We start from the raw sequence: 17,519 nt of genomic DNA on the forward strand, positions 1-17,519 counted from the left end.
ACAGCAGAAGAAGAAATGCTGTTGCAACTGTTGGTGACTTTAATTGAGCAGTTTGAAGAAACCCATTACCCAATTCCCCAAGGTACACCCAATTCGATGTTAGTACATCTAATGGACGCACGCGATACTACAACAGAAGCATTAGCTGAGGTAATTGGTTCATTGGAAATTGCCTTGCAAATTGTTAATGGCGGCACCATTAGTAAAATTCAAGCAGAAGCATTGGCGGACTATTTTAATGTAGATATCAGTTTATTTACTTAGTTTATCTTTTATAACAACGCTCTTAAAATCAGCGTTTGGTATTAAGCCAAAAATTTATATTTTGGTATGAGGTTAAAGGTGCGTAGACGCACAGCGGCCTGTCCTTAGACATCGCTTTTCTACTCGATACAACAGCTACAAAATCTTTTGTCATTTAGATTCTATATCTGGAGCAAGCTATAAACCTGTACCAAAAATCCTATGTCCTAACCATCCCAAACCCAAGCCTAGACTAGAAGTGCTAGCTAAAATTAGAAAAGTATGAAATTTGCTAAAAGATTTTTGTAATTCATCTCCAGCCACAGCCACAGCCACAGCCACACCCACACTCACACCCACACCCACAGCCCCAGCCCAAGCCACAGCCCCACAGCCCAAAGGTGTCTTAATTACAACTGTCTGGTTTAGTTCAATATGCAAAGCCTTATAAGTAATCCCAAATCCCCCCTGTCCCAGGACTTGCTCAATTACATATTTGCCATTTTGCAATTGTTGTCCTGCTATCCAGGGCATGAATACCTCTAATAATTCGTAATTCGTAATTCGTAATTCGTAATTAAGGCACGCTCAAAAATAATATCAGCACTTTAATGAAAGTGTACCTAAATCTATGGAGTTTTGGTAGATGATGGGCTGGGAGATACTGAGGATGGGCTAGGAGGTGGAGATTGATTTAAGAAAGGAGCTATGCCTGCTAGTAAGGCTCCAAGAGCAGCGATCGCAGCTATCACCACTCCCCAAAACTGGATGTTTCGCTCCCAAGTTGAGTTAGTTTTAGATGGTTCAATTACTGAAGGCTGCAAGTTTTCTCCAGTCAAACCCAAAGAATCGAGCCATTCCCGCATCGATTGCGATCGCTGTTTCGGGTCTAGCTTCATACCAGTTAAAATTGCGCGGTTGGTGCGATCGCTAATTTGAGGATTATATTTTTTCGGTTCCACTAAAGGAGCATCGTCCGCTTTACGTTTGAGCGCACTGACTGGTGTTTTTCCAGTCAAAAGCACATAAAGAGTTGCCGCCAGAGAATAAATATCGCTATATGCTCCAGTTGGTTTAGTATGTTGAGCATAAAGCTCAGGCGGTGTAAATCCCTCAGAAGTTTCCTTAGTTCTACTTGTAGTTAAGATATGGTCGAAATCGAGAGCTAAACCAAAATCAATTAGCACCGCTTCCGGCTGTCCTTCTCGCACTCGCAAAAAGATATTTCCTGGATGTACATCTCGATGAATCAACCGATTTTCATGTACTTTAATCAGTGCTTCCCCAATTTGTTGAATGTAGCGTAAAGCGTCTGATTCAGAAAGTATTTGTTGGCGACGGTCAGCCAAACTCACACCATCGACATACTCCATTACTAAACACCAGTGTTCTCCTTCTTTGAACGGTTCTGCAACCTGCACAATATGTTTGTGTTTACATTGAGTAAGTTTTACCGCCTCTTGCCAAAACATTGTTTCCAGTCGTCCGCGTTCCAACTGGTTCAGGGAATTTAGTAAATCGTCATTTAAGGTTTTAATGACTTGGCGATCGCCATTCCTATTTTTTACCAAATAAGTAATGCCAAAGCGTCCTCTTCCCAACTCTTTTTCAATGGTGTATTTTCCACCTTGCAAGCGATCGCCAGCTACCCAAGCCATCTTTGCAACTCCCAAAATGCTTAGATTAATTCTCACACAAGAGAGCCTTAATAACTTGAGCCTAGCTTAACAGAACTGGTGCGATGTCTACGATGGTCACTGAGCTTGTCGAAGTGCGGGCTACGCCTACGCTTTTTTCTCTCTCTATTGCTAAACTAAAAACAACCTTTAGCTAGTGCAAAGGTAACTTATGACCTCTGCAATCAACCTCGATACCGATCTCACTCCATTTCCTGACCACACGCAGCTACCAGACTCTGACGGCACCTTTGTGAAAAACTGGCAAGAGCATCCCCAAAGTATCTTACTAACGGATTCAATTACACCCATTCTCCAGCAATTACATCCAGAAGGTCAATATTGTATAGGTCAGGACTTAGGTATTTACTGGCGGTTGACAGATCCTCCAGAGAAAGGAGCAGCAGCACCGGATTGGTTTTATGTAGGAAATGTCCCGCCCTTACTAGATGGATTGACGCGCCGTTCTTATGTATTTTGGCGAGAACACATCGCTCCATTAATTGTCTTAGAATTCGTCTCTGGTGATGGGAGTGAAGAACGAGATACAACCCCTTGGAAGGGCAAATTTTGGATTTATGAGCAAGTAATTCGTCCTCCGTTTTATGGCATTTATGAAGTGAATAAAGCCAGTATAGAAGTGTATGAATTGATTGGTGGACAATACCAGTTATTAGCAGCAAATGAACGAGGACATTTTCCTATATCTCCTTTAGGAGTGGAGTTAGGCATAAGGCTTGGAGTTTATCAAAACGTGGAATTGCCCTGGTTACGTTGGTGGGATTTGCAAGGTAATTTATTGTTGACTGGTGATGAAAGAGCAGAACTTGAACGCCAACGCGCTGAACAGGAAAGCCAACGCGCTGAACAAGAACGCCAACGAAATGAGATTCTGATTGCTCAATTGCGATCGCTTGGCATTGAACCAGAAGCTTAAATCTATTGCTAAACTAAAAAACAACCTTTACCAGTGCAAAGGTAAGTTTATGACCTCTGCCATCAACCCCACTGACCTTACCCCTTTCCCAGACCACACGCAGCTACCAGAGTCTGATGGCACATTTGTGAAAAACTTCCAGGAACATCCCCAAAGCATTCTACTAACAGACTCGATTCAACCGATATTGCAAAAACTTCACCCTGATGGGCAATATTGTATTGGTCAAGATTGTGGCATCTATTGGCGCTTAACTGACCCGCCAGAAAAAGGCGCAGTCGCACCGGACTGGTTTTATGTCGCCAATGTCCCGTCCTTATTCGACGGGCAAATACGCAGGTCTTATGTACTGTGGCGAGAATTTATTGCCCCATTAATTGCCTTAGAATTTGTCTCTGGAGATGGGAGTGAGGAACGAGATCAAACTCCTTGGAAAGGCAAATTTTGGATTTATGAGCAAATAATTCGGACTCCGTTTTATGGCATTTATGAAGTGGATAAAGCCAGCACAGAAGTGTATCACTTAATTGAGGGCAAGTATCAGCCATTACCAACAAATGAACGGGGACATTATCTCATACATCCTTTAGGCGTTGAGCTAGGTATATGGCATGGAGTTTATCAGAATATGGAATTGCCTTGGTTACGTTGGTGGGATTTGCAAGGTAATTTGTTGTTGACTGGTAATGAAAGAGCCGAACAGGAAAGCCAACGCGCTGAACAAGAACGCCAACGAAATGAGATTCTAATTGCTCAATTGCGATCGCTCGGCATTGAACCAGAAGCATAATATCGATCAAAAATCAACTACTTATTTACATCCATTCCGTTATGGATTTCCCTTCTCCCTTCTGCCTTGTTTCTTAGAAGAGGGATTATTTGTGATTAATTACTTTTTTTATGAGATTAAGAATATACGAAATAGCTGATACTGAAGAAATTATGAAATTGTTCTACGACACTATTCATGAAGTGAATATTCGCGATTACACACAAGAACAAGTAGATGCTTGGGCACCAGCAAATATGGATATTGAAGTTTGGATTAAAAGTTTAGGAAGTAAGTTTACTTATGTAGCAGAAGAAGACAAAATTATAGGTTTTGGAGAATTAGAGGCTAATGGTCATATCGACCGTTTCTATTGCCATAAAGATTTTCAAAGGAAAGGTGTTGGTAAGAAAATCTTAGAACAGATTGAATTAAAAGCAAACTCTTTAGGGTTGGAAAAGTTATTTACAGAAGCTAGTATTACAGCTAAACCTTTTTTTGAAAGTCAGGGATTTATTATTATCAAAAAGCAAGAAGTAGAGCGGAGAGGGCAAAAGCTGATAAATTTTGTCATGGAAAAATACTTAAAAAATTAGTAAGAATTCAGGAGTCAGAATTCAGAATGGAATTAGCATAGCTTGTTAGTAACCTACTAACTTCCTCAAGTTGAAGCATTAATCCTGAAGTGTCACCGGCAGTCGCTCATGGGGGAAACCCCCTTGGCGCTAGCCTCTCCCTTTGGGAGAAGACCGCGCTGCCTCACCATAGTCAAGGTCTTTTGAAAGAATTAGATAGTAGCGACATTCTTCTAAAGAACCTTGTGCAATATTTAAAAAACGAACTTTATCTGCTGCTCCCTTTTTCTTAAAACCCTCAGCTATATTTGCTGCAATAGAGATTGCTGCTCGTCTAAATTGGGAAGTAAGTCCATATATTTCCGATTTAGGGAACTGACCAGTAAATTGATATACCAATAAAACAAACTGGTGTGCTTTTTGCTAAACTATCAAATCTTGAAATGTTTTAGCTGGCTGTCTCATTTATTCTGACTCCTGAATTCTGACTCCTGAATCCTTACAAAAATTACTAAATTCAAAGGTTGTTCTAGCTTATGCTTTGTAAGCGAGAGTCAGCATCACAGAAGCGGGAATTTCCACACCATTTTCTGTGATATACTTTGAAGCTCCCTCGATAATTGCGTTTTCAATATTGCGCCGTTGCTCATCGGTTTGCATTGCCAACATCGACCCCAGACGCACCGAACTTACAGTAATCTTTGGCATCACATCTTCAGGTGTAGAGAAAATCCATGTGATGGGTAGTTCGGTGACGGATACTTGAGTAAATCCCTCGGCGCTTAAAACCATTTCACATTCAGTGCGATCGCTAAAGCGAAACAGGGGTGGCCCAGAAGGTAAATTCACATCCATGCTGCCATAAGTCTGCACCGAACCCAGTATCAAAGCCATAAATGGATTGCGTGTTGGCGGTGTCCAGCAAGTGAAAGCATAGCGTCCTCCCGGTTTGAGTACGCGAAAGGATTCAGCGATCGCTTTTTCTGGGTTTGGGAAATGGAGAATACCCAAGTTACAAACCACCGCCTCAAACTGGCCCGACTCGAAAGTTAAGTTTTCAGCGTCTCCTTGATAGAATGACCCTTGAGGACATCGCACTTTGGCAATGGCCACCATATTCTCTGCAAAGTCTAATCCTGTGACTATAGCTTGCCGCTTTAGTGCTGCGGCACTAAGCCAGCCAGTGCCGCAAGCCACATCCAGCAATTGAATACCAGACTTAGCTCCCACAGCATCCAATATGGCTTCATCTACCTGAGAAGTCACAACAGCGATCGCGCGATCGTATTCTTGAGCTACAAGAGAAAATTTGTCACGCTCGAATTGCTTGAATGCCTCGTGAGTAATGGTGGAATCATCCGTCATTTATTCACATCCAGCAACCGCGAAGTTTGGAATCGACTCATCCACTTCTCTAAATAAACTTGATTAACTTTTTGCTCATCTGGATCTTTAGTATCTAAAGGATGAGGCATCAGTCCCAAAATCGTTGCTGTCGTCACGCAAAACATCGATTTTTGGAAACTCATACAAATTTGAACTCGCAAATCATCTTCACCCCGAAGACTGCGACGATAAATTTCGTGCAAATATTCTGGAAGATAATGACGCATATCTTGCATCAACAAGGTAGGAGGAATACCCGCGCCACCGATGGGTAAAGGATCGGCATACAATGCACCATATTGAAATCGACTTTGATCTGGGGAGATTTGATAAGCTTGGGCGTTGTATGAAACAGTACCCTGGAAAGGAGTTCCCCGGAAGAATACTGCCTCTACATAAGGTATTGCTGTATCTGCTAAGAAAGTCAAACCAACGCTTTTAGGAATTATTTCATAGACCTTACCTCGAATTTTGACAGCGTAGGTAATTGGGTTTGATGCATTTGCCACTAACCCGGCTTTAATATGGTCTACAACTTCGGGAATCGATTTGATTTCGCCTCGATCGTAGCGGTCTGATAAGTTGAGGAACATATCAGCCATGACTCGCCAGAATTGACCTAAACCGGTGTAGTAAGCAGAGACGCGCAACTGTTCTGTTAAGAAATCTGGAAACAGTTGGTTAATACTCAGAATCAAAGGATTATTTTTAAATTTTGCGTTAATAACGGCTTGCGCTCTTTCTTGAAATTCTGGTGTATCTAAATACGTATCTAATCCGCCGCCACCATGCCACATCATGCCTTTCATGCAATATTCGGCATATTCAAAATTTATTCGGTCATGCCACCAGTGACGGAGTAATTTCTGAAAAGAAACCTCTCCATTAAAGTATTTAAAAAATGGGAAAAATACTAAAAACTGATGCTCGGCAATATAGTTAAGATTTATTGAGTAAGCATCTAAAACTACCCCATAGCTTTTCAGAATACCAACAACTTCCAGGACATTCTCTGGACTATCGGGGAGTAATGCATCTCCATTTTGTAGGCGTTCAATATACTCAGCTAAAGGATTGTGAGTAGCTTTCTTTTTAATAGTTACCATTGCCATCTCTCCAAAAAGTTTAGGGATTAGTCATTTGTCATTTGTCATTTGTCATTTGTCATTTGTCATTTGGTATGGTTATTCTCTTTGTCTCCTTGTCCCTAATCCCTAGTAAAGCACGTCGGAAGTAAACCACCTCTGACGCTCGCAGGCTCGCTTGCCGCCGGCGCTAACGACAGTCTCTCATAGGGGAACCCCCTTCTCTACGATACGCTTTGCGTTCGTGTAGCGTTCCGGAGGAAAGGCGCTAGCCTCTCCCTTTGAAGAAGACCGGACTGCCTCACCATTTCAAATCTATGAAACGCTTACGTTGTATTCATTTTTAATTTTTAATTTTTAATTCCGCCTTGCGGTACTAGCCCCCATTGCTTTATCTAAGGACACTGCTACTACTACGTTTTGGGTATTTATCATTGCTGTAATTGTTGGTTCAGTCCAACGCACTAACCAACTAGGTTGAATGCCAAAAATCACAATCAGCACAGCTAAAATTGCAGCTGGGATGCGATCGCTCCAATACACACGTGGTAAATTAACAACAGGTGAAGATAAACGTCCAAAAAAGGCGCGATTAACAAGTAATAGGAAGTAAACTGCTGTTAAACCAGTACCAACCATACATAACAAAGTTTGCACTGGAAAAACTGCAAAACTTCCCCGATAAATTACGAATTCGGAAATAAACCCTAGCATTCCCGGTATACCAGCGCTGGCCATAACTCCGACAATCATCAAGCTACCGATTACTGGCATACCCCGTTCTGGGTTCAGCAATCCTTTGATGATTGCTAAATCACGGCTTCCGGCTTTTTGATACACAACCCCTACCAGCAAAAATAGCATTGCCGAAATCAAGCCGTGGCTAATCATTTGCATCACAGCACCCAACACACTTAAAGGTGTGGCCGCCGCCGCCGCTAAAAGCACGTAACCCATGTGTCCAATGGAGCTGTATGCTACCATTTTTTTCATATCGCTTTGGGCGATCGCACAAGATGAACCATAGAGTACGCTCACTACTGCCCAAATCGCCAACCAAGGAGCCACATAAGCCCAAGCTTCTGGTAACAAGTTCATACCAAAGCGCAGTAAGCCGTAGGTTCCCAACTTCAATAGCACCCCAGCCAATAGCACCGAAATCGGCGTGGAAGCTTCAACGTGAGCATCTGGCAACCAAGTATGGAAGGGAACCAAGGGAATTTTAATTCCAAAACCGATCAAAATTCCCGCTAGCAATAAAAGCTGTGTGGCTAGAGGTAGAGTTGTCGCGTTCAAGGTTGCTAGTGCAAAATTAGAGGAACCACTCAGCCAAACCATACCGAGGAAACTTGCTAAAAGCAGGATTCCCGAAACGGCTGTATAAATCAGAAATTTAGTCGCAGCATAACCCCGTTTGGCGCCACCCCAAATGGCGATCAACAAATACAGTGGAATTAGTTCCAATTCGTAAAACAGGAAAAATAACAGTAAATCCTGTGCTAGAAAGGCTCCTGTCACCCCAGCGCTTAATAATAGTATCAAAGAGTAATAAAATTTAGGACGCTGTAGCGATTCTTCGCTGCTGTAGATGGCAATGGCAGTTAACAATCCATTTAAAACCAGCAACGGCAAAGATAAACCATCTATTCCAAGGTTATAGTTCAGCCCTATAGCATCTACCCAAGGGAGAGACTCAGCAAACTGTTGAGTAATTTCTCCTGGATGGAACTGACTTACTAATACGATTGTCCACAAGAAAGCTATAATGGCAAAGACCAAAGCCACCACACGAGCGAATTTCCCACTGATGCTAGAGGGCGAGAAACCAATTAAAGCCGCGCCAATCAACGGCACTAGAATTAAAACACTAAGCATAGACTTCGGGTAAGGGGAGATGAGGCATGAATAACAGCCGCGATAAATCGCGTCTCTACAAAACGTACAGACGCGATTTATCGCGTCTCTCTAAAAAGGCAATTTATCTAGTAAACCCAATGACCAACTGATGAAAAAACCCAGGACGCTGACAACTGCTAGGATGGTCAACATATAGCCCTGAGATTGCCCAGAAATGCTGTACTTTAAAGTTTGTCCGCCGAGAATGGTCGCAAACCCAACCAAGTTTACTAAACCGTCAACCAAGTAGCGATCGCTCCAAGCAGAAATTTTAGATAGCAGTCCTACTACACTTACCACGGTTACATAATAAACTCGGTCAATATAAAAATCATAACCTAACAGGTCTTGCAGAAATCTCCACGTCAAGATTCTGGATCTTGACCAAGCTTTGTGCAGGTAAACTGTACACCCTACACCTACCCCCACTACGGTAGACCCAAACAAGGCTAACGCCACATACCAATTAATACTTTCCCAATCTGGTAGTAAGTACCATTGCTGTAACATTAAAGGTAGAAGCAGAGTCAGCACTGTGAGAAACACCATTGGGAAGGCCATCTGCCAACCAACTTCTGGGGTGCGACGAGTCTTTTGTTGCGGTTTCCCCCAAAAGACTAATCTAAATACTCTTGTCAAATTCAATGCTGTCAAACCATTGACTAATATTAAAACCCCAATTACCCAAGGGCTAATATTCACGAAACCGTCAGCCCATGATAGCATTGCCCAGAAGCTTCCCAAGGGTAGCAGTGTCACCATCCCGGCTGAACCAACTACAAAGGCTGTGGTGGTGGCTGGCATCCGCGACCACAAACCGCCCATTTCTGTTAAGTCTTGGCTTTGGGTAGTTAAGATGACTGAACCAGAACTCATAAATAATAACGCTTTAGCGATCGCATGAGCTAACAGCAACATCAAGGCTACACCCCCTTGCTGTAACCCCACTGCTAAAAACACTAAGCCCATGTATGCACTGGTGGAATGAGATAGCGATCGCTTAATGTCAATTTGAGCTATGGATACTAATGTCGCTCCAATCGCCGTTACTGTACCCATGATTACCAAGGCATTCAAGGCAACTGGCGACAGCGCTAATAATGGTTGAAATCTATACAGCAGATAAGCACCACCAGCTACGACTAAAGAGTTCCGCATTACCGAGGCAGGATTGGGCCCTTCCATTGCTTCATCTAACCACAGGTGTAGTGGAAATTGGGCACATTTACCAGCAGGCCCAGCAATTAGTGCTAACCCTAGCAGTGTCGATGTCATTGGGCTTAAATTAGCGGTTTGTGCCCATTCATATAAATCTGAAAAGTTCAAACTCCCAGCTAAGGTAGAAAGTGTCACTACAGCCATCAGCAGCAACAAGTCTCCTACCCGTTTAGTCCAAAATGCATCCCGCGCCGCCGTCACTACTAATGGTTGAGCGTACCAGAAACCCACCAGCAAATAAGTCGAAAGCGTCAGTACTTCCAAAAGGGCATAGCTGAGAAACAAAGAATCGCTAATCGCTAGACCACATAGCGCTGCTTCAAAGAATCCCAGCAGCGCAAAAAAACGCGCTAACGACCAGTCTTTTTCCATGTAACCCAGAGCGTAAACTTGTGCCAGTAAGCTTAACCCTGTAATTAAAACTGTTGCCCCAATACTGACTGGCGATAGTTCCAAGGCAAAAGATAAGTCTAAATCTGCTGCTTTGAACCAATTGACTACTAAGTTTTCTGGCTCTCTATCCCAGACATTTTTAAATATAAATAGGCTATGGACAAAAGCTAAAACGGTCGTCAACAAGTTGAAGTATGCCGCAGGTCTTGGCCCTGTTCGCTTAATTATTCCTATTCCCCACGGCAAGGTCAAAATTGCGCCTGATAAGCTATACAAAGGCACAAACCAACTTGTTGAAAATAGAAATTGCTCCATTTAAATTTCCCTTAATGACTCAGCCTTTATTTTAAAAAATTTCTAACCAATTATTTATTTAATAAAATTAATTTACCAAAATTACCGATGTTTTTTTACTATTATTTTAACTGAACTTCCAGAAGTACTTTTACTTAACGATACCCTATTAAATATACTTAAAATATAACTTTACATAAGCAAAAGCATTTACTTGCCTTAATATCACTGACCTTTTTACATTTGTATTTCTACTTTAACCAAAGTAATTTATACGATATATTTAAAAAACTTATGTATGTTTCACCTAGTCATTGTACACTTAGAAATATTTAAGAAAAGATAGATACAGCAAAACATACAGCCGCTGCTTACCTTTTATCGGATAGGATTAGCCCTGGTTATGAATGTCGTTTTGTAAATGTGATAAAGAAATTATAAAGCATAAGTGCCTGGTCAAGGAATCTGTAAACTTTAATTGCTCAGAAGCCTAGATAACTTTTTGTTAAGTTTTTTAAAACTTTCTTATCATAAACTATTATAGTAATTTATATTGCCAGGAACGCCAAGCTTTCCTATGCTTAATTTGGAAGTGTTTTCTTAGCTATAAGATCAGGCTCTCCCCGTCAAAAAATTCAAACGACAGTACAGATTGCATTAATTTTGTAGGAGTTCTGCGATGCCAATTGCAGTTGGAATGATTGAAACGAAGGGCTTTCCAGCAGTGGTGGAAGCTGCTGATGCGATGGTGAAAGCCGCCCGTGTCACCTTAGTAGGGTATGAAAAAATTGGTAGCGCTCGCGTCACCGTGATAGTTCGGGGAGATGTATCGGAAGTGCAAGCTTCCGTAGCAGCTGGGGTTGAAGCGGCAAAAAGAGTCTTTGGTGGTGAAGTGTTATCCACTCACATCATTGCTCGTCCTCACGAAAACCTGGAATACGTCTTGCCGATACGTTACACAGAAGCGGTGGAACAATTCCGTACTTAAAAGCTGTTTAAACAAAGAAATTAATGCTTTTTGCCTGAAAAGAGCATAACTTTTGTCCAAGACTAAAAACTTTGAAATAGGGATTAAAACTAATGTCAATTGCAGTGGGAATGGTTGAAACGCTGGGCTTTCCAGCAGTGGTGGAAGCTGCTGATGCAATGGTGAAAGCTGCTCGCGTAACTTTAGTAGGTTATGAAAAAATCGGTAGTGGTCGGGTAACGGTAATTGTTCGGGGTGACGTTTCGGAAGTGCAGGCTTCCGTAGCTGCTGGGGTTGAATCTGTAAAGCGGGTCAACGGCGGACAAGTGTTGTCTACTCATATCATTGCTCGTCCTCACGAAAACTTGGAATACGTTCTCCCAATTCGTTATACCGAAGATGTAGAGCAGTTCCGGGAAAATGTAAATGCAATTCGTCCTTTCGGTAGAAGACCGTAATTTGTAATGCAAATTGCCAAAGTTCGCGGCACAGTAGTTAGCACCCAAAAAGAGCCAACTCTTAGAGGTGTGAAACTACTGTTGTTACAATTAGTAGATGAAAACGGCAATATCCTACCAGAGTATGAAGTAGCAGCAGATATTGTGGGAGCAGGAGTAGATGAGTGGGTACTCATCACTCGTGGTAGTGCCGCTCGTCAAGTTGTTGGCAACGAACAGCGTCCATTGGATGCAGCAGTGGTGGCGATCATAGATACTATTTACGTTGAAGATCGCCTCATTTACAGCAAAAAAGATCAATATTGATAGTCATTGCTCATTGGTGAGCCAGTGCGGTCTTCTCCCAAAGGGAGAGGCTAGCGCCAAGGGGGTTTCCCCCATGAGCAACTGCGAACCCGAAGGGTCATTAGTCATTAGCTGTCGACAAATGACAACTGACAAATGACAACTGACAAATGATAATAGAGGAGGAATCTCGCGATGGCAGTCCGCAGCACGGCGGCACCCCCAACCCCGTGGTCAAGGAATTTAGCTGAACCCAAAATCCATGAAACTGCTTTTGTACATTCATTCTCCAATCTGATTGGGGATGTACGAATAGGTGCAAATGTAATCGTTGCTCCGGGGACTACGATTAGAGCGGATGAAGGCACACCTTTTTATCTGGGTGAAAACACCAACATTCAAGATGGTGTTGTCATTCATGGGTTGGAGCAAGGTCGAGTAATTGGCGATGACCAAAATAAATACTCAGTATGGATTGGTAAAAACGCTTGCATTACCCACATGGCTCTAATTCACGGGCCAGCTTATGTAGGTGATAATTCCTTCATTGGCTTTCGCTCTACGATATTTAATGCCAGGGTGGGTGCAGGTTGCATCGTAATGATGCACGCTTTGATTCAAGACGTAGAGATTCCCTCTGGGAAGTATGTACCTTCGGGAGCGATAATTACCAGCCAGCAGCAAGCCGATCGCTTGCCAGATGTGCAAGATCAAGATAAAGAATTTGCTCATCATGTGGTTGGAATTAATCAGGCATTACGAGCTGGTTATCTCTGTGCTGCGGATACTAAATGTATAGCACCCATTCGGGATGAGAACGCTAAATCTTATACAGGTAATGGTATTACTGTTTTAGAGTTGGAAAGGAGTAGTGAAGTGTCGAGCAATAGCTTGGGTGGAGAAACAATAGATCAGTTGCGGTATCTATTGGGGCAAGGGTATAAAATTGGTACGGAACATGTAGACCAAAGACGTTTCCGCACGGGTTCTTGGACTAGTTGCCAACCAATCGAACCGAGATCGCTTGGTGAAGCGATCTCAGCCTTAGAAGGCTGTCTACAAGAGCATAGCGGCGAGTATGTCCGACTATTTGGCATTGACAAAGATAGACGGCGCGTGTTAGAGGCCATCATTCAACGTCCCGATGACGATCCAAAACCAGCTAGCAGCTTTAAAGCTCCAGCTAGTCATGGTAATAGCAGTTACAGAAGCTACAGCAACAGCTATGATAATGGTAATAGTAACGGTTCTAGCAGTGGCAAAGTCAGTAGCGAAACTCTAGAGCAAATTCGCCAACTCTTGGCAGGTGGTTACAAAATTGGCATGGAACACGTAGATGAGCGGCGTTTCCGCACTGGTTCCTGGACTAGTTGCAAGCCAATTGAAGCAACTTCCACAAATCAAGTCATCTCCGCTTTGGAAGAATGTATCGCAAGTCATCAAGGCGAGTATGTACGTTTAATCGGCATTGACACCAAAGCGAAACGGCGGGTACTAGAAGCCATTATCCAACGTCCAAATGGTCAAGCAGTTTCCTCTGGTGGTCAGAAATCATATACTAGTACTAGCAGTAGTGCAGCATCCTATGATAGGGGAACAGCTAGCAGTAACCGTTTGAGTTCTGAAGTAGTAGACCAACTTCGGCATTTATTGGCTGGTGGGTCTAAAATTAGCCTTGAACACGTGGATGAGCGCCGCTTCCGTATAAATTCCTGGACTAGTATCGGTCAAATTCAAGCCTCCTCAGAAAGAGAAGCGATCGCAGCTATAGAAGCACACCTCGGTGAATACGAAGGGGAATATGTACGCTTAATTGGTATTGACCCCAAAGCCAAACGACGGGTATTAGAGACTATTATCCAACGTCCAAATGGTCAAGTAGCCTCCTCTGGTAGTCAGAAATCATATACTAGCAGTGCTCCCTATACTACTCCTACAGCCACAGCCACAGCGACTGCTACCCGCTTGAATAGTGAAGTAGTAGACCAACTCCGGCAATTATTGGCTAGCGGCTCAAAAATTAGTATTGAACACGTAGATCAACGACGGTTCCGTACAGGTTCTTGGACTAGTACTGGTCAAATTCAAGCCTCCTCAGAAAGAGAAGCGATCGCCGCCATAGAAAGACAACTCGGCGAATACCAAGGTGAATATGTGCGCTTAATTGGTGTTGACCCCAAAGCCAAGCGTCGTGTATTAGAAACGATTATTCAACGACCTTAAGGAGTTAGGAGTAGAGACGCGATTAATCGCGTCTGTACAAGAGTTGGGAGTTAGAAGTTAGGAGTTAAAAAAGATTGTTAATTGATAACTCCAAACTTAAAATTTATAACTCCCCCACTTTTAACTAACTCCTAACTCCTCACTTTTAACTCCTATCTTCTTAGGGCTTGCGAGGTTAAAATTTCCATGTCTGTGCCGCTACTGCGCCTCAGCAATAACTTTGATACTTACATTAGTGGTGAGGTGACTATTCATCCAAGCGCGGTACTTGCACCTGGGGTGATCCTCCAAGCGGCTGTAAACAGCAAGATCGTCATTGGGCCAGGGGTCTGTATTGGTATGGGAGCAATTCTCCAAGTCCATGAAGGCACCCTAGAGGTAGAAGCAGGTGCAAACCTGGGAGCCGGTTTTTTGATGATTGGCAAAGGCAAAATTGGCGCAAATGCTTGTATTGGTTCAGCGACTACAGTTTTTAACTATTCGGTTGCACCCGAACAAGTAGTACCGCCTGGTTCAATTTTAGGAGATACCAGTCGGCAGATTGAGCCAACAAAACAGCTAGAAGCATCTACAAATAACCCAACTTCTACTACAAATACACCACCGAAAGAAGAAGAAAATAGCTCAGGTGGAGGTCAGGAAAAGGTAATTTCCTCAACTAACTTCTCAGCTTCGGCTTTTGTAGATTTCAAACAAAACAAGTCGATTTCTTATTTTAAATCTCCCGCCACTCCCGAAAGTCAGTCTCCTCCTATGGAAGAACCGACCAATGATACTGACTCCACCTTAAGGGAATCCCAAGAGTCAACAGAACATCATTCAGATCCCAGTCAGTCTGCCTTAGAATCCCCTAATGGTTTTGGGACTCAAATTTATGGACAAGGGAGCATAAGCAGACTGTTGACTACATTGTTTCCTCACAGACAATCCTTGAACGACCCAAACCCTGACGATTAGTCAGAGTAAGTGTTAATTGTAAGGTGTCGCCTTTTTCCGTATTTTGGAGAATTCATCATGGAAACATATAATCAACGGTCGATTCGTACTATCCAGGGAGCGAGCCAGGGAGCGAGTATTCAAGAAACCTTTCAGGATACTGCTTTGGGTTTGGTTTCTTGCCGTAGCTTTCCGGCAATCGTTGGGACGGCCGATATGATGCTGAAATCAGCGGGAGTTCACCTGGTTGGGTATGAAAAAATTGGTAGTGGTCATTGTACTGCGATCGTTCGGGGTGGAATTGCTGACGTGCGTCTGGCGGTAGAATCTGGCGTGCAAACGGCTGAACAGTTTGGTCAGTTGGTTTCTAGTTTAGTGATTCCCCGACCTTATCCCAACCTAGATATAGTACTTCCCATCACAACCCGTTTCACTAAATTAATGCAAGAGGGCAATTCCAGCCGTCTGAGTAACCAAGCAATTGGTTTGGTAGAAACGCGAGGATTTCCGGCGATGGTAGGAGCATGTGATGCCATGCTCAAAGCTGCTGATGTTCATTTAGCAGCTTATGAAAAAATTGGTGGGGGTTTGTGTACAGCAATTATTCGTGGTTCTGTAGCAAATGTGGCGGTAGCAGTGGAAGCGGGAATGTTTGAAGCAGAACGCATTGGGGAATTGAATGCAGTGATGGTAATTCCCCGACCGCTGGACGAAATGGAGTTAACTTTGCCATTAGCAAGCTGCTGGATAGAAGAACGCGAACCGTTAAACTTGCCAGTGAATATTAAAGAACAAGTTGCAGAAATCGAGGTACTGAGATTACCAGACTTAACCAAGCTACCGACAAAAGTTCAAGAAGAATTATGGAATGATGAATGATGATAGATGAATTTTGTCAAATCATCGTTCAGCATTCATCGTTTAGATAGAAGGCATCTTACGCTTTAGCTATTCTGAATAATAGCTTTTTCAATCCATAAGTAAATACTTTTGTTTTAATATAAGTAATAGAGTTTTATCTATGATAAAACTCGTAACTTTCTGTGAGCATAACTATATCATTTGCCAGTGTTCAGTAATACTAGTTTTATATCTATTAATCGCTATATATAGGAGAATCACTCTTGAACCAAGCGACGCTGCACCAGTTAAAGGTGTTCGAGGCAGCGGCACGGCACAGTAGCTTTACTCGTGCTGCTGAGGAATTGTTTCTCACCCAACCTACCGTTTCTATGCAGATCAAGCAACTCACAAAATCAGTAGGTTTGCCATTATTTGAGCAAGTGGGGAAGCGATTGTATCTGACAGAGGCAGGACGGGAATTGTTTGCTACTTGTCGGCAGATTTTTCACAATATCGCCCAGTATGAAATGAAGGTAGCAGATTTAAAAGGGCTAAAACAGGGACAATTACGTTTGGCAGTGATTACAACAGCAAAATATTTTATCCCACGTTTGTTAGGGCCATTTTGCGACCTTTATCCAGGGATTGATATCTCGCTGCAAGTAACAAATCACGAACAAATTTTAGAGCGGATGAGTCAAAATTTGGACGACTTATATATTATGAGTCAAATTCCAGACAATATCGATGTGACTTGTGAACCATTTCTAGAAAATCCTTTGATAGTTTTTGCACCGACTAATCATCCTTTATCCAAAGAAAAAAATATTCCTATACAACGCCTATCTAACGAACCTTTTATTATGCGGGAACCAGGTTCCGGAACTCGTCGCGCCGTCCAAAAGCTCTTTGAAGAAGAAGGGGTAGTAGTAAAAGTCAAGCTAGAATTGGGAAGTAACGAAGCAATTAAACAAGCGATAGCAGGTGGTTTAGGAATTTCTGTTTTATCCCGTCATACCTTACTATCAGACGCTTCAGAGTTCAGCATTTTAGATGTGCAACACTTCCCCATTCAGCGGGATTGGTACATGGTTTACCCATCTGGCAAGCAGCTATCTATTGTCGCTCGTGCCTATTATGAGTATCTACTAGCAGCAGCAAAAAATATTGTTAAACAAAAAGCTGATACTGCTTATAGTACTTTTGAACCAATTCATGGATAAGAGAATTCGTAATTCGTAGTTCGTAATTGTGAATTACGAATTCTCTAAAGGGGTTGACTGTTAGACCGATAAACATTGACAATTGACCAGCAGAATCATTAAAAATGGGGGA

General features: G+C 42.6%; 17 protein-coding genes and 1 pseudogene. 11 read left to right on the plus strand and 7 right to left on the minus strand.

All coding sequences use genetic code 11. The features are described from left to right. Positions 1–15: 15 nt before the first annotated feature. Positions 16–264 (plus strand): hypothetical protein, encoded by a 249-nt coding sequence (locus tag RM368_RS01785; protein WP_322692453.1) that lies wholly within the window; start codon positions 16–18, stop codon positions 262–264. 378 nt (positions 265–642) lie between these two features. On the opposite strand, the pseudogene RM368_RS01790 reads toward RM368_RS01785, so the two are convergent. Together RM368_RS01790 and RM368_RS01795 are read right to left on the minus strand one after the other, a co-directional pair. Then, positions 643–777 (minus strand): annotated as a pseudogene (locus RM368_RS01790) (serine/threonine protein kinase); the annotation flags it as partial. Positions 778–872: 95 nt separating this feature from the next. Next, a complete protein-coding gene (locus tag RM368_RS01795; protein ID WP_322692454.1) occupies positions 873–1,901 on the minus strand; it encodes a serine/threonine-protein kinase in 1,029 nt (342 codons plus the stop codon). A 190-nt stretch (positions 1,902–2,091) separates the two neighbouring features. Here RM368_RS01795 and RM368_RS01800 point away from each other — a divergent pair, with 190 nt between their 5' ends. The 3 genes from RM368_RS01800 (at position 2,092) to RM368_RS01810 (ending at position 4,221) form a co-directional block, all read left to right on the plus strand. After that, a complete protein-coding gene (locus RM368_RS01800) occupies positions 2,092–2,856 on the plus strand; it encodes a Uma2 family endonuclease (RefSeq protein WP_322692455.1) in 765 nt (254 codons plus the stop codon). A 49-nt stretch (positions 2,857–2,905) separates the two neighbouring features. Then, positions 2,906–3,646, plus strand: a complete 741-nt coding sequence (locus RM368_RS01805) for a Uma2 family endonuclease (RefSeq protein WP_322692456.1) — start codon at positions 2,906–2,908, stop codon at positions 3,644–3,646. Positions 3,647–3,756: 110 nt separating this feature from the next. Then, on the plus strand, positions 3,757–4,221 hold the full coding sequence (locus tag RM368_RS01810; protein WP_322692457.1) for a GNAT family N-acetyltransferase: 465 nt from the start codon (positions 3,757–3,759) through the stop codon (positions 4,219–4,221). Positions 4,222–4,350: 129 nt separating this feature from the next. Here RM368_RS01810 and RM368_RS38675 read toward each other — a convergent pair whose 3' ends face one another. The 5 genes from RM368_RS38675 to RM368_RS01835 form a co-directional block, all read right to left on the minus strand. Next, positions 4,351–4,599, minus strand: a complete 249-nt coding sequence (locus tag RM368_RS38675) for a four helix bundle protein (RefSeq protein WP_416212204.1) — start codon at positions 4,597–4,599, stop codon at positions 4,351–4,353. A 135-nt stretch (positions 4,600–4,734) separates the two neighbouring features. Further along, entirely contained in the window at positions 4,735–5,565 is an 831-nt protein-coding gene (locus tag RM368_RS01820; RefSeq protein ID WP_322692458.1) for a class I SAM-dependent methyltransferase, read from the minus strand. After that, positions 5,562–6,692 carry a CO2 hydration protein gene (locus RM368_RS01825; protein ID WP_322692459.1) on the minus strand — a complete coding sequence of 377 codons (1,131 nt, stop codon included), beginning with the start codon at positions 6,690–6,692 and terminating at the stop codon, positions 5,562–5,564. The genes RM368_RS01820 and RM368_RS01825 overlap by 4 nt, the downstream gene beginning before the upstream one ends. A 336-nt stretch (positions 6,693–7,028) precedes the next feature. After that, the gene (locus RM368_RS01830; protein ID WP_322692460.1) at positions 7,029–8,546 is read right to left on the minus strand and encodes an NADH-quinone oxidoreductase subunit M; all 1,518 of its coding nucleotides are present in this window, start codon (positions 8,544–8,546) and stop codon (positions 7,029–7,031) included. A 90-nt stretch (positions 8,547–8,636) separates the two neighbouring features. Further along, on the minus strand, positions 8,637–10,493 hold the full coding sequence (locus tag RM368_RS01835) for an NAD(P)H-quinone oxidoreductase subunit F (protein ID WP_322692461.1): 1,857 nt from the start codon (positions 10,491–10,493) through the stop codon (positions 8,637–8,639). Between the two features lie 658 nt (positions 10,494–11,151). Here RM368_RS01835 and RM368_RS01840 point away from each other — a divergent pair. The 7 genes from RM368_RS01840 to RM368_RS01870 all read left to right on the plus strand — a co-directional run bounded on the left by RM368_RS01840 (position 11,152) and on the right by RM368_RS01870 (position 17,407). Then, positions 11,152–11,460, plus strand: coding sequence for a carbon dioxide-concentrating mechanism protein CcmK (locus RM368_RS01840; RefSeq protein WP_012410633.1), 309 nt, complete (start codon positions 11,152–11,154; stop codon positions 11,458–11,460). 92 nt (positions 11,461–11,552) lie between these two features. Next, complete coding sequence (locus RM368_RS01845) at positions 11,553–11,897, plus strand: carbon dioxide-concentrating mechanism protein CcmK (RefSeq protein ID WP_010995041.1); 345 nt, start codon at positions 11,553–11,555, stop codon at positions 11,895–11,897. Positions 11,898–11,903: 6 nt separating this feature from the next. After that, complete coding sequence (locus tag RM368_RS01850; protein ID WP_322673550.1) at positions 11,904–12,203, plus strand: EutN/CcmL family microcompartment protein; 300 nt, start codon at positions 11,904–11,906, stop codon at positions 12,201–12,203. Between the two features lie 174 nt (positions 12,204–12,377). Beyond that, positions 12,378–14,405, plus strand: coding sequence for a ribulose bisphosphate carboxylase small subunit (locus RM368_RS01855; protein ID WP_322692462.1), 2,028 nt, complete (start codon positions 12,378–12,380; stop codon positions 14,403–14,405). A gap of 186 nt (positions 14,406–14,591) precedes the next feature. Continuing rightward, the gene (locus RM368_RS01860; protein WP_322692463.1) at positions 14,592–15,362 is read left to right on the plus strand and encodes a transferase; all 771 of its coding nucleotides are present in this window, start codon (positions 14,592–14,594) and stop codon (positions 15,360–15,362) included. A 57-nt stretch (positions 15,363–15,419) separates the two neighbouring features. Next, the gene (locus tag RM368_RS01865) at positions 15,420–16,220 is read left to right on the plus strand and encodes a BMC domain-containing protein (protein ID WP_322692464.1); all 801 of its coding nucleotides are present in this window, start codon (positions 15,420–15,422) and stop codon (positions 16,218–16,220) included. Between the two features lie 245 nt (positions 16,221–16,465). Next, the gene (locus tag RM368_RS01870; protein ID WP_322692465.1) at positions 16,466–17,407 is read left to right on the plus strand and encodes a LysR family transcriptional regulator; all 942 of its coding nucleotides are present in this window, start codon (positions 16,466–16,468) and stop codon (positions 17,405–17,407) included. Positions 17,408–17,519 lie beyond the last annotated feature (112 nt).

The organism is Nostoc sp. DedSLP03 (assembly GCF_034530815.1).
Lineage (GTDB): Bacteria > Cyanobacteriota > Cyanobacteriia > Cyanobacteriales > Nostocaceae > Nostoc.